The organism is Streptomyces sp. NPDC016677 (assembly GCF_055562815.1).
Genome location: NZ_JBVHEO010000006.1, coordinates 1 through 12,781, shown reverse-complemented (window position 1 = coordinate 12,781; position 12,781 = coordinate 1). Strand labels below are relative to the sequence as shown.

Below are 12,781 nucleotides of genomic sequence, written 5' to 3'. Positions count from 1 at the left end.
GTGGGATCATGTCGGGTTTCCGGCCCGCCCGGCAGCGCGGCGGGCGGCGTCCACGCAGGTCAGCGGAGCCGGCCCGGACGGGTGTGTGGGGCGTCTCACACCGCGACACGGTGGAGTGACCCGGTGGGGAGTCGTCGCGGCCCGCTCAAGAGTGCGGTACCGTCCAACATCGTGAGCCCTGTACGTCGCTGTTCGCGCACCGCTTGCGGCCGTCCCGCCGTAGCGACGCTGACGTACGTCTACGCCGACTCGACCGCCGTCCTCGGCCCGCTCGCCACCTACGCCGAACCGCACTGCTACGACCTGTGCGCCGAGCACTCCGAGCGCCTCACCGCCCCGCGCGGCTGGGAGGTCGTCCGGCTCCTCGACGGCTCCGCCCCGGCCCGCCCCAGCGGCGACGACCTGGAGGCGCTGGCGAACGCGGTGCGCGAGGCGGCCCGGCCCCAGGAGCGGGCCGCGGAGGCCGGCGGGGCGCGGTCGGCCGACCCGATGGAGGTCGCCCGGCGCGGGCACCTGAGGGTTCTGCGGTCGCCGGACAACTGAGCCGCTCCGCCGCGGACTTGTTGCCGCACGCCCATTGACGCGTCCTTGTCGCGGACACGACGATTTCGTCCGAGTAGGTCAGCGGCGAGAGATCGCTTTCGCATGGCGGAACCGGGGAGGCGCCCGTGTACGTCCAGGAGCTCGAACCCGTCGCCGGCTCGCTCGGCCTGTCCGCCCTGGTCGCGGCCCTGCCCCTGGTGCTCGTCCTCGTCCTGCTCGGCGGCGTGCGGATGAAGGCCCACCTGGCGGGCCTGACGGGCCTGCTGGCGGCCGTCCTGGTCGCCTGGCTCGCCTACGGCATGCCGCTCGGCCAGACCCTCTCCAGCGGCGTCCAGGGCGCCGTCTTCGGCCTCTTCCCCATCCTGTGGATCGTGGTCAACGCCCTGTGGGTGTACCGCATGACCGTCCGCACCCGGCACTTCGACATCCTCCGGCGGTCGTTCGGCCGTCTCTCCGACGACCCGCGCATCCAGGCGCTCGTCGTCGCCTTCTGCTTCGGCGCCCTCCTGGAGGCGCTCGCCGGGTTCGGGGCGCCGGTCGCCATCTGCTCGGTCATGCTCGTGGCGCTCGGCTTCGACCCCGTCCGCGCGGCGGTGGTGTCCCTGGTCGCCAACACCGCGCCGGTCGCGTTCGGGGCGATGGGGACACCGGTGGTGACCCTCGCCCAGGTGACCGGGCTGCCGCTGGACGACGTCGCCTCCGTGGTGGGCCGTCAGACGCCGCTGCTCGCCCTGGTCGTCCCCCTGGTCCTGGTCGGCCTGGTGGACGGACGGCGCGGACTGCGCGAGACCTGGGTGCCCGCGCTGGTCTGCGGAACGGCCTTCGCCGTCGCCCAGTTCGCCGCCTCCAACTACGTCTCCGCCCAGCTCGCCGACATCGGCGCCGCCCTCGCCGGAGCGGGCGCCCTGGTCGCCGTACCGCACGCGCGGCGGCCCGCCGCCGAACCCGTGCGGACCGCCGTCCTGACCGGCGCGCGCAGCGAGGAACTCGACGAACGCGACCCCGCGCGGGAGGTCGTCCGCGCCTACGCCCCCTACGCGCTGATCGTCGCGGTCTTCTCGATCGCGCAGATCCCGGCGGTCAAGGACTGGCTGGCCGGGACGACCCGGACGTACGACTGGCCCTTCCTCGACGTCGCCGGCCCGGACGGCGAGCGGGTCGGCGGCAACGTCTTCACCTGGCCGATCGTCTCCACCGGCGGCACGCTGGTGCTGTTCGCGGGCGTGGCCACGGCGTTCGTCATCGGCGTGCACGCGCGCGTGGCGGTGAAGGAGTGGCTCGCCACCGTCCACGAACTGCGCTTCGCCCTCCTCACCGTGACCTCCGTCCTGGCCCTCGCCTACGTCATGAACCTCTCCGGACAGGCCGCCACCATCGGCCACTTCGTCGCGGCGGCCGGTGCCGGACTCGCCTTCCTCTCCCCGGTCCTGGGCTGGTTCGGCGTCGCCGTCTCCGGCTCCGACACCTCCGCCAACGCGCTCTTCGGCGCCCTCCAGGTCACCGCCGCGCGGGAGTCGGGCCTGTCGCCCGAACTGCTCGCCGCCGCCAACAGCTCCGGCGGCGTTCTCGGCAAGATGATCTCCCCGCAGAACCTCACCATCGCCTGCGCCGCCGTCGGTCTCGCCGGCCGCGAGGGCGACCTGCTGCGCAAGGTGCTGCCCTGGAGCCTGGGCCTGCTGCTGGTGATGTGCCTGATCGTGGTCGGCCAGTCCTCGCCGGTCCTGGGGTGGATGCTGCCTTGACGACGGGGCTGTCAGTGGCGCCGGGTAGTTTGTGACCACCGACGGGACTCCTGTCCGTCGGCCGGACCGCTGATCACCGACTCACCTGATCACCGACAGGAATTCCAGGAAGGCTGGCCCGTGACTGCTGATCTGTCCGATCTGTCGCAGATCGTGAAGGCGTACGACGTGCGCGGAGTGGTCCCGGACCAGTGGGACGAGACGACGGCCGAGCTGTTCGGCGCCGCCTTCGTCCGGATGACCGGCGCGAGCGCCGTCGTGACCGGCCACGACATGCGCCCCTCGTCCCCCGGCCTCTCCGGCGCCTTCGCGCGCGGGGCCGCGGCCCAGGGCGCCGACGTCACCGAGATCGGCCTGTGCTCCACCGACCAGCTCTACTACGCCTCCGGCGCGCTGGATCTGCCGGGCGCCATGTTCACCGCCTCGCACAACCCGGCCCGCTACAACGGCATCAAGCTGTGCCGCGCGGGTGCCGCTCCGGTCGGCCAGGACACCGGCCTCGCGGAGATCCGCGCCCTGGTGGAGGGCTGGGCCGCGGCCGGCGGCCCGCAACCGGCGGCCCGGCAGGGCACCGTGACCCGCCGTGACACGCTGGCCGACTACGCGGCCCACCTGCGCGCACTGGTCGACCTGACCGCCGTCCGCCCGCTGAAGGTCGTCGTCGACGCGGGCAACGGCATGGGCGGCCACACCGTCCCGTCCGTCTTCGCCGGCCTCCCCCTCGACCTGGTGCCGATGTACTTCGAACTGGACGGCACCTTCCCCAACCACGAGGCCAACCCCCTCGACCCGGCCAACCTCGTCGACCTCCAGCAGCGCGTCCGCGAGGAGGGCGCCGACCTGGGCCTCGCCTTCGACGGCGACGCCGACCGCTGTTTCGTCGTCGACGAGAACGGCGACCCGGTCTCGCCGTCCGCGATCACCGCCCTGGTCGCCGTCCGCGAACTCGCCCGGCACGGCGGCAGCGGCACGGTCATCCACAACCTGATCACGTCCTGGTCCGTCCCGGAGATCGTCCGCGAGAACGGCGGCAGCCCGGTCCGCACCCGCGTGGGCCACTCCTTCATCAAGGCCGAGATGGCCCGCACCGGCGCGATCTTCGGCGGCGAGCACTCCGCGCACTACTACTTCCGCGACTTCTGGAACGCGGACACGGGCATGCTGGCCGCCCTCCACGTCCTGGCCGCCCTCGGCGGCCAGCAGGGCCCCCTGTCCGCCCTGGTCGCCGCGTACGACCGCTACACCGGCTCCGGCGAGATCAACTCCACGGTCGCCGACCAGACGGCCCGCCTGGCCGCGATCAGAGCCGCCTACGAGGGCCGCGACGACGTCACCCTGGACGACCTCGACGGCCTCACCGTCTCGTCGGCCGACTGGTGGTTCAACGTCCGCCCCTCCAACACCGAGCCCCTGCTGCGCCTGAACGCGGAGGCCCGCGACGAGGCGACGATGACGAAGATCCGGGACGAGGCGTTGGCGATCATCCGGGGCTAGGTTGTACGGAACGTCCCAGCGAGCCGAGTCGGGCGGTTGGGTGGACAACGGCCAGGGGGCCAGGGGCAGAGCCCCCTGGCAGGGCGCAGCAAAGGACGTCACCCGGCCGATCCACCCCCCGTCGGCGGTACCCTGACCAGCACATCCACACAACGCCAGCCACCCGAAGGAACCTCATGCCACTGGAAGCCGGCCTCCTGGAGATCCTCGCCTGCCCGGCCTGCCACGCCCCCCTCAAGGAGCAGGACGCCGAACTCGTCTGCACCGGCCAGGACTGCGGCCTGGCCTACCCGGTACGCGACGACATCCCCGTCCTCCTCATCGACGAGGCCCGCCGCCCCGAGTAGCCGGGCCGCCCGGACACCGGCCCCCGCGACCTGAACTCTCCGGCGATCGGAGCCTGCCGCCATGCTCGACGAAACGCTGCTCGACCACCCCGAAGGACTCGCCGCCGCCGACCGCCGGGGCCTGCTCCGCGGCGCCGCCGAAGCCGGTGCCCGCGTCCGCACCGCCGCCCGGCTGGCCGCCGAGACCGGCGTCGGGGGCCTCAAGCCGGACGGCCGCCCCCGCGCCGTCCTCATCGCCGGCCCCGGCGCCGCCGCCACCCACGCCGCCGACCTCCTCGGCACGCTGGCCGGCCCCGGCAGCCCCGTCACCCGCCTCGCCCCCAGCGGCGTGGCCCCCGCCGCGGGCGCCCTGCGCTGGGACCTCCCCGGCTGGGCCGGCTCCGTCGACCTGCTGCTCATCGCCACCCCCGACGGCACCGAGCCCGGCCTGTCCCTGCTCGCCGAAGCCGCCTACCGGCGCGGCTGCACGGTCGTCGCCGTAGCCCCGCCCGGCTCCCCGCTCAGCGAGACGGTCGCCGGTTCCCACGGCATGTTCCTCCCGATGGCGACGGCCCCCTACGACCACGAAGAACCCCTCGCCGGTTCCGCCCCCGGCGTCCTGTGGGCCCTGCTCACCCCCCTCCTCGCCCTCCTGGACCGCGTCGGCCTGCTCACCGCCCCGCCCGACGCCCTGGAGAAGGTCGCCGACCGCCTCGACCAGGTCGCCGAACGCTGCGGGCCCGCCATCGCGACGTACGGCAACCCGGCCAAGACCCTCGCGGCCGAACTGGCCGACGCCCTCCCGGTCGTATGGACCGAGGGCACCTCCGCCGGCCCCGCCGGCCGCCGCTTCGCCGCCGCGCTCGCCGAACTCTCCGGCACCCCGGCCGTCGTCGCCGAACTCCCCGAGGCCCTCGCCGCCCACAGCGTCCTGCTGGCCGGCCCGCTCGCCGCCGGCGCCGACCCCGACGACTTCTTCCGCGACCGCGTGGAAGAGCCGTCCGCCCTGCACGCCCGCGTCGTCCTGCTGCGCGACCGCCCCATCGGCGGCCTCACCGCCGCCCCCGCCGCCCGCGACCTGGCCCTCGGCCACGACACGCCGATCAGCGAACTGGAACCCGAGGCCGGCGGCGAACTGGAAACCCTCGCCGAACTGATCGCCATCACAGATTTCGCCGCCGTTTACCTGGCGCTCGCTTCCGGCGCCTGATCTCGTAGGCGAACCGTCCGCCGGAGCACCGCGCGGACCCGTCGAAGCAAGAAGCCGGCAGAGAGAGCCCACGAAACGCCATGGACCGCCTCGTCAACACCGTCCGCCCCTACGCCTGGGGTTCCACCACCGCGCTCCCCGCCCTGCTCGGCACCGAGCCGACCGGCGAGCCCCAGGCCGAGATGTGGATGGGCGCTCACCCGGGCGCCCCCTCCCGCACCGGCCGCGGCACCCTCGACGAGGTCATCGCGGCAGCCCCCGAGCGGGAACTGGGCCCCGCCGCCGTCGCCAGGTTCGGCCCCCGGCTGCCCTTCCTCCTCAAGATCCTCGCCGCCGGCGCCCCGCTCTCCCTCCAGGTCCACCCCGACCTCGACCAGGCTCGCCGGGGCTACGAGGACGAGGAGCGGCGCGGCATCCCGGCCGACGCCCCTCACCGCAACTACAAGGACGCCAACCACAAGCCCGAACTGATCTGCGCCCTCACCGAGTTCGACGGCCTGTGCGGCTTCCGCGCCCCCGAAGAGGCCGCCGGCCTCCTCGACGGCCTCGGCGTCCCCTCCCTCAAGCCGTACGCCGACCTGCTGCGCGCCCACCCCGAGGACGCCGCCCTGCGCGAGGTCCTCACCGCCGTCCTCACGGCCGACCCCGCGGAGATGTCCCGCACGGTCACCGAGACCGCCGCCGCCTGCGCCCGCCTCGGCGGCCCGTACGCCCCCTACGCCGACATCGCCCACCACTACCCGGGCGACCCCGGCGTCCTCGCCGCCCTGCTCCTCAACCACGTCCGGCTCCAGCCCGGCGAGGCCCTCTACCTCGGCGCCGGCGTCCCGCACGCCTACCTGAACGGCCTCGGCGTCGAGATCATGGCCAACTCCGACAACGTCCTGCGCTGCGGCCTGACCCCCAAGCACGTCGACGTCCCCGAGCTCCTGCGCATCGTCCGCTTCCAGCCCGCCGACCCCGGCGTCCTGCGCCCCGAGGCGTCCCCCGACGGCGAAGAGGTCTACGACACCCCCATCGACGAGTTCCGCCTCTCCCGCCACGTCCTCGCCGAGGGCACCCACGCCCACGACCTGACCCGCCCCGCCCCGCAGATCCTCCTGTGCACGGCGGGCACCGTCCGCGCGGGCGACCAGGAACTGACCCCCGGCGCCTCCGTTTTCGTCCCGGCGGGTGAAAAAGCCCAAGTGTCGGGTACGGGAACGGTCTTCCGGGCCACCGTCCGGGTGTGACGCGGACACGGCAGCCCGGTCCGCGCGCCGCCGCCCGACCGGGCTGCAACAATGGCCCACCGCAAAGGACGGGCAAAGCCGGGCAACGGCCGAGCCCCGGGCGGCACGCGCGGGCAGACGGCACGCGCGGGCAGACGAAGGCGAAGGGACAACGCGACACATGAGCGCGTCAGGCGGGACCAAGGCGATCGTGGCGGCGCTGGCCGCCAATCTGGCCATCGCGGTATCGAAATTCGTGGCGTTCCTCTTCAGTGGCTCGTCATCGATGCTCGCCGAGTCGGTTCACTCGCTCGCGGACTCCGGCAACCAGGCACTGCTCCTGCTCGGCGGCAAGCGCGCCCAGCGCGCGGCCACCCCGCAGCACCCCTTCGGCTACGGCCGCGAACGCTACGTCTACGCCTTCCTCGTCTCCATCGTGCTGTTCTCGGTCGGCGGCATGTTCGCGCTCTACGAGGGCTACGAGAAGATCAAGCACCCGCACGAGCTGGAGCACTGGTACTGGCCGGTGGGCGTCCTGGTCTTCGCGATCATCGCGGAGAGCTTCTCCTTCCGGACGGCCATCAAGGAGTCCAACGCCCTGCGCGGCAAGCAGTCCTGGACCGAGTTCGTCCGCCGCGCCAAGGCACCCGAGCTGCCGGTCGTCCTCCTGGAGGACCTCGGCGCCCTCGTCGGCCTCGTCCTCGCCCTCGGCGGCGTCGGCCTCGCCCTGCTCACCGGCAACGGCGTCTGGGACGGCATCGGCACCCTGTGCATCGGCGTCCTGCTCATCCTGATCGCGCTCGTCCTGGCCGCCGAGACCAAGTCCCTGCTGCTGGGCGAGTCCGCCGGCACCGAGGCGGTCGAGAAGATCGAGACCGCGATCGTCGCCGGCGACACCGTCACCGGCATCATCCACATGCGCACCCTCCACCTCGGCCCCGAGGAACTCCTCGTCGCCGCCAAGATCGCCGTCCGCCACGACGGCACGGCCACCGAGATCGCCGCCGCCATCGACGCGGCCGAGGCCCGTATCCGGGAGGCCGTCCCGATCGCCCGCGTGATCTACCTGGAGCCGGACATCTACAGCGAGGCCGAAGCGGCCAAGGGCGCCGACCGCGAAGCCACCCCCGGCGGCCCGGCCACCTCACCCGCCGGCCACTGACCCACCCCCGCTCCCCGCGGCCCGCCGGCACCCCCGGCGGGCCGCTTTCCGTGATCGGCCGGATGTGTGCGGAGGCGGACTGGGGACGGCGGGGGCCACCGGTGTAGCTTGGGACGGAGCCAGACGTCGCTGCTGATGGCGGTCGGGCGGCCCGGACACGGGCCGGCCGAGGGAGAGAGGGCCTCCGACGGACTGCGCTGCGCGCACCGGGCATGCCTGTGTCCTCTTCGGGCACCCCTGTGTCCGCCGCCGCGCAGATCAGCCGTATCCACCTCGACCCGATCCCGAGGAGCAGCTCGTCATGACGACTGTCGACAACCGGCAGGACTTCAAGGTCGCCGACCTCTCCCTGGCCGCCTTCGGCCGCAAGGAGATCACCCTCGCCGAGCACGAGATGCCCGGCCTCATGGCCATCCGCGAGGAGTACGCCGAGGCCCAGCCCCTCGCCGGCGCCCGCGTCACCGGCTCCCTGCACATGACCGTGCAGACCGCCGTCCTCATCGAGACCCTGGTCGCCCTCGGCGCCCGGGTCCGCTGGGCCTCCTGCAACATCTTCTCCACCCAGGACCACGCGGCCGCCGCCATCGCCGTCGGCCCGAACGGCACCCCGGACAACCCCCAGGGCGTCCCGGTCTTCGCCTGGAAGGGCGAGACCCTGGAGGAGTACTGGTGGTGCACGGAGCAGGCGCTGACCTGGCCGGACAGCCCCACCGGCGGCCCGAACATGATCCTGGACGACGGCGGCGACGCCACCCTCCTCGTTCACAAGGGCGTCGAGTACGAGAAGGACGGCAAGGTCCCCTCGCCCGACACCGCCGAGTCCGACGAGCACCGCGTCATCCTCGAACTCCTCAACCGCACCATCACCGACGGCTCCCAGAAGTGGACCCAGCTGGCGTCGGAGATCCGCGGTGTCACGGAGGAGACGACGACGGGTGTGCACCGGCTGTACGAGATGCAGCGTGAGGGCACCCTCCTGTTCCCGGCGATCAACGTCAACGACGCGGTCACCAAGTCGAAGTTCGACAACAAGTACGGCTGCCGTCATTCCCTGATCGACGGCATCAACCGGGCCACCGACACGCTGATCGGTGGCAAGACCGCGGTCGTCTGCGGGTACGGCGATGTGGGCAAGGGGTGTGCGGAGTCCCTGCGCGGGCAGGGCGCCCGGGTGATCATCACCGAGATCGACCCGATCTGCGCGCTCCAGGCGGCGATGGACGGCTACCAGGTGACCACGCTGGACGAGGTGGTCGACAAGGCCGACATCTTCGTCACCACGACCGGCAACAAGGACATCATCATGGCCTCGGACATGGCCAGGATGAAGCACCAGGCGATCGTGGGGAACATCGGCCACTTCGACAACGAGATCGACATGGCCGGCCTGGCGAAGATCCCGGGCATCGTCAAGGACGAGGTCAAGCCCCAGGTGCACACCTGGACCTTCCCGGACGGCAAGGTTCTGATCGTGCTGTCCGAGGGCCGCCTGCTGAACCTGGGCAACGCGACCGGTCACCCGTCGTTCGTGATGTCCAACTCGTTCGCGGACCAGACGCTGGCGCAGATCGAGCTGTTCACCAAGCCCGACGCATACCCGACCGACGTGTACGTGCTGCCCAAGCACCTCGACGAGAAGGTCGCCCGGCTCCACCTCGACGCCCTCGGCGTCAAGCTGACCACGCTCCGTCCGGAGCAGGCCGAGTACATCGGTGTGCGGGTCGAGGGCCCGTACAAGCCGGACCACTACCGCTACTGAGCCGGCCCCGGCTCGCCGTGAGCGTGCGTGAGCGTGTCCGTGCACTGACACGCTCACCGCACCGCAGGTCCTCCGAGGCAGGCCCCCGCACCCCCGTGCCGGGGGCCTGCCCCGTCGGCGGACCGGCAGCGCCGGCCCAGCCCGTCACGACCCAGGACCCCCATGCCCCGCGGCCGTTATTCGCTCCACGATCCGCACGATCACACCCCCCTCGCGGAAGAACACTTCCAGTGCGCCCCCGGCCCTTCCGGCTGGCGCTACGTCTCCCAGTCGGTCACACCCACCGGAGACCACAGCGGCTCCGTCGACCTCACCCTCGACGAACTCGGCCGCCCCATCCGCCTCGAACTCCACGCCGCCGACTGGCAGGTCCGCGGCGCCGCCCTCGACGGCGTCACCTGGGTCCGCTCCGACGCCACCGGGACCCATGCCACCGAAGGCAATGTGCGCGCCCACGCCTTCACCGGCACCTCCCCGGCCTTCCTCGTCGCCACCGCCCGCCTCCTGCGCCTCACCCCCTCCCCGTCAGCAACCCGCGTACGCCTCGTAGCCCTCACGGAACCGGTCCTCGCCCCCCGCACCGTGGACCAGTCCTGGGCCTTGCTGAAAAGAGAAGCACACGCCACTGACAGTGGCCCCCTCACCGTGGAGGAATACCAGGTCACAGCCTTGGACACGGGTGAGCAGCACACCGTGCACCTCGCCGGCGACGTGGTCCTGGCCGCCCCCGGCGTCGAGCTCGAGGACCTCGAATCACCGCCGTCCGTCTTCCCCTGACCCGGCCACCACGCCCCTACGAGGGCGGCACGAACCCGGTACCCGGACGCTTCTCCGCCGGAGCCCCCTCCGACACCGCCGGTCGCTGCCCGGCACCCGACGGCTCCGCGGCCCCGTCAGACGGCCCTGCGGCCCCGTGTGGCGGCTCCGAAGGCCGTATCGCGGACGGCCCGAACCCACCGGCGGCCCCGGCCGCAGCCCCGATGCCCGTCGCGGACGGCCAGGCCTCCCCGCCAGGGCCCGGGACGCCGGCCGCACCGGCCGCGAAAGCCCGCCGCGCCTCCCGGGCCTGCCGCTCCCGCACCACAGCCGCCAGATAGGCGGCCGCCGGGACGTCCTGCGGCACGGGCACCCCCGTACGAGCCGCGAGATCACCGGCGAGCCGTCCCGCCATGTCCTGGCCCACCCGCGGATCCAGCTGGTGCATCCGCGTCAGGTACTGCCGCACGGCCAGCCACAGATGGTCCGGCACGGCCGACAGGTCCAGCCCTGAGAACCGCCCCGCGAGCCACGGCGGAGGCGGCGGCACAAATCCGCCGAGTGCGGCCGGTACCCGCTCCCGCACGACCAGCGTGCCCGCGAACACATCCCCGATCCGCCGCCCACGCGCCGACGCCAGCGAGGCGATACAGGCCGCGACCCCGAAGGTCATCAGGATCTCGACCACCCCGATGAGACCGCGCACCAGCGCGTGCCGGAACCCGATCGGCCCGCCGTCGTCCCGCACCACCCGCAGTCCGCACGCCAACTTGCCGAGCGACCGCCCCTGGCTGAGCGTCTCGACCGCGATGGGCACGCCCACCAGCAGCAGAACGAACGCGGCGATCGACAAGGCTGTCTGCGCCGCCTCGTCCAGGGACGCCGTGGCGACGACGAGCGCGATCGTCACCGCCACGTAGACGGCCACGGCCACCGCCAGATCGAGCAGCACCGCCAGCGCCCTGCTGGGCAGTTTCGCGGGGCGCAGTTCCAACGCCACCGCCTCGCCGGTCACCAGCTCACTCACGCCCTGCCGCCCTTCCCCTGACCCGCCCCCGACATGGCCAGTCTGCCAAGCTGAGAGCGCATCGCGCCGCAGTACGACAAGCTGATCCACGACGAGCCCCGACGAGAGCCCAGGAGCAGGCACACCGATGGACCTCGACGTCTTCGTCTCCGCCCACCGAGCGGAGTGGGACCGCCTCGACGCCCTGCTCAAGCGCCGGCGCCGCCTCACCGGCGCGGAGACCGACGAACTCGTCACCCTCTACCAGCGCACGGCCACCCATCTGTCACTGATCCAGTCCAGCGCCCCGGACCCTCAGCTGACCGGCCGGCTCAGCCAGCTCGTGGCACGCGCGCGTGCCACCGTGACAGGCACCCGACGCGCCTCCTGGCACGACGTCACCCGCTTCCTCGCCCACGGCTTTCCGGCCGCCGTCTACAAGACACGCCACTGGTGGGTCCCCACCGCGCTCCTCTCCACAGCCGTGGCAGCCCTCCTGGGCTGGTGGATCGGCACCCACCCCGAGGTACAGGCCACCATCGGGGCCCCGAACGAACTGCGCGAGCTCACCCGCCCGGGCGGCCAGTACGAGGCGTACTACTCCACCCATCCGGCGACCTCCTTCGCCGCCCAGGTCTGGACGAACAACGCCTGGGCCGCCGCCCTCTGCCTGATCCTGGGCGTCTTCCTCGGCCTCCCGGTCATCTGGATCCTCTTCCAGAACATGCTCAACCTGGGTGTCGGCTTCGGCCTGATGTCGTCGGCCGGCCGCCTGGACACCTTCCTCGGCCTCGTCCTCCCGCACGGCCTGCTCGAACTGACCGCCGTCTTCGTCGCAGCGGGCACCGGCCTGCGTCTCGGCTGGACCCTCGTCGACCCCGGTCCGCGCACCCGCCGCACCGCCCTCGCCGAAGAAGGGCGCGCCGCCATCGGCATGGCGATCGGCCTGGCGCTGGTGCTCTTCGTCTCCGGAGCCATCGAAGGCTTCGTCACCCCGTCCGGCCTGCCCACCTGGGCCCGCCTGACCATCGGAGTCCTGGCAGAACTGGCCTTCCTCGCCTACGTCTACATCCTCGGCGGCCGAGCCGCGCGTGCCGGAACGACCGGTGACGTCGACGCCACAGAGCGCAGCGCCACCGTGCCGACGGCCGCCTGATGTGCACGCACACCTGTTGAGCTGCTAATCTCCTCTTCGCCCCACAAGAGCCGTTGACACGGCAGGAGCGGGGAGGTAGATTCAAACAGTTGCCTGCTGGAGGCCCTGCCCCAAGGTGACTGAGAGTATCTACCAGCTTCTCGATCCCTTACGAGATTCGAAGAAGCCATCCTCGATGAATCGGAAACGAATCGCCGGTCAAACCGGCCGAGAACTTCTGATAGAGTCGGAAACGCCGGAAAGGGAAACGCGGAAGCGGGAACCTGGAAAGCACCGAGGAAATCGGATCGGAAAAGGATCTGATAGAGTCGGAAACGCAAGACCGAAGGGAAGCGCCCGGAGGAAAGCCTGAGAGAGTCTCTCGGGTGAGTACAAAGGAAGCGTCCGTTCCTTGAGAACTCAACAGCGTGCCAAAA

The 12,781-nt window shown here is 72.2% G+C and carries 11 protein-coding genes; 10 read left to right on the top strand and 1 reads right to left on the bottom strand.

Annotated elements, in window-relative coordinates:
* The first annotated feature begins 123 nt into the window (after nucleotides 1-123).
* The 9 genes from ACZ3IG_RS18440 (at nucleotide 124) to ACZ3IG_RS18400 (ending at nucleotide 10,224) form a co-directional block, all read left to right on the top strand.
* The gene (locus tag ACZ3IG_RS18440; protein ID WP_215165051.1) at nucleotides 124-543 is read left to right on the top strand and encodes a DUF3499 domain-containing protein; all 420 of its coding nucleotides are present in this window, start codon (nucleotides 124-126) and stop codon (nucleotides 541-543) included.
* Between the two features lie 125 nt (nucleotides 544-668).
* Complete coding sequence (locus ACZ3IG_RS18435) at nucleotides 669-2,285, top strand: L-lactate permease (RefSeq protein WP_467433184.1); 1,617 nt, start codon at nucleotides 669-671, stop codon at nucleotides 2,283-2,285.
* A gap of 120 nt (nucleotides 2,286-2,405) precedes the next feature.
* Nucleotides 2,406-3,779, top strand: a complete 1,374-nt coding sequence (locus tag ACZ3IG_RS18430) for a phosphomannomutase/phosphoglucomutase (protein WP_467433182.1) — start codon at nucleotides 2,406-2,408, stop codon at nucleotides 3,777-3,779.
* A gap of 176 nt (nucleotides 3,780-3,955) precedes the next feature.
* Nucleotides 3,956-4,126 carry a Trm112 family protein gene (locus ACZ3IG_RS18425; RefSeq protein WP_467433181.1) on the top strand — a complete coding sequence of 57 codons (171 nt, stop codon included), beginning with the start codon at nucleotides 3,956-3,958 and terminating at the stop codon, nucleotides 4,124-4,126.
* Between the two features lie 61 nt (nucleotides 4,127-4,187).
* Complete coding sequence (locus ACZ3IG_RS18420; protein ID WP_467433180.1) at nucleotides 4,188-5,315, top strand: SIS domain-containing protein; 1,128 nt, start codon at nucleotides 4,188-4,190, stop codon at nucleotides 5,313-5,315.
* An 80-nt stretch (nucleotides 5,316-5,395) separates the two neighbouring features.
* Nucleotides 5,396-6,547, top strand: coding sequence for a mannose-6-phosphate isomerase, class I (manA, locus tag ACZ3IG_RS18415; RefSeq protein ID WP_467433178.1), 1,152 nt, complete (start codon nucleotides 5,396-5,398; stop codon nucleotides 6,545-6,547).
* A 160-nt stretch (nucleotides 6,548-6,707) separates the two neighbouring features.
* Nucleotides 6,708-7,688, top strand: coding sequence for a cation diffusion facilitator family transporter (locus tag ACZ3IG_RS18410; protein ID WP_467433176.1), 981 nt, complete (start codon nucleotides 6,708-6,710; stop codon nucleotides 7,686-7,688).
* Nucleotides 7,689-7,989: 301 nt separating this feature from the next.
* Nucleotides 7,990-9,447, top strand: a complete 1,458-nt coding sequence (gene ahcY / locus ACZ3IG_RS18405) for an adenosylhomocysteinase (protein ID WP_467433174.1) — start codon at nucleotides 7,990-7,992, stop codon at nucleotides 9,445-9,447.
* Between the two features lie 162 nt (nucleotides 9,448-9,609).
* Nucleotides 9,610-10,224 (top strand): hypothetical protein, encoded by a 615-nt coding sequence (locus ACZ3IG_RS18400; RefSeq protein WP_467433172.1) that lies wholly within the window; start codon nucleotides 9,610-9,612, stop codon nucleotides 10,222-10,224.
* Nucleotides 10,225-10,240: 16 nt separating this feature from the next.
* Here the strand turns inward: ACZ3IG_RS18400 and ACZ3IG_RS18395 are convergent, their stop codons facing one another.
* Nucleotides 10,241-11,230 (bottom strand): RDD family protein, encoded by a 990-nt coding sequence (locus ACZ3IG_RS18395; RefSeq protein WP_467433171.1) that lies wholly within the window; start codon nucleotides 11,228-11,230, stop codon nucleotides 10,241-10,243.
* A gap of 127 nt (nucleotides 11,231-11,357) precedes the next feature.
* Between ACZ3IG_RS18395 and ACZ3IG_RS18390 the strand changes: the two genes are divergently transcribed.
* Nucleotides 11,358-12,365, top strand: a complete 1,008-nt coding sequence (locus tag ACZ3IG_RS18390) for a stage II sporulation protein M (protein WP_467433169.1) — start codon at nucleotides 11,358-11,360, stop codon at nucleotides 12,363-12,365.
* Nucleotides 12,366-12,781: the final 416 nt, after the last annotated feature.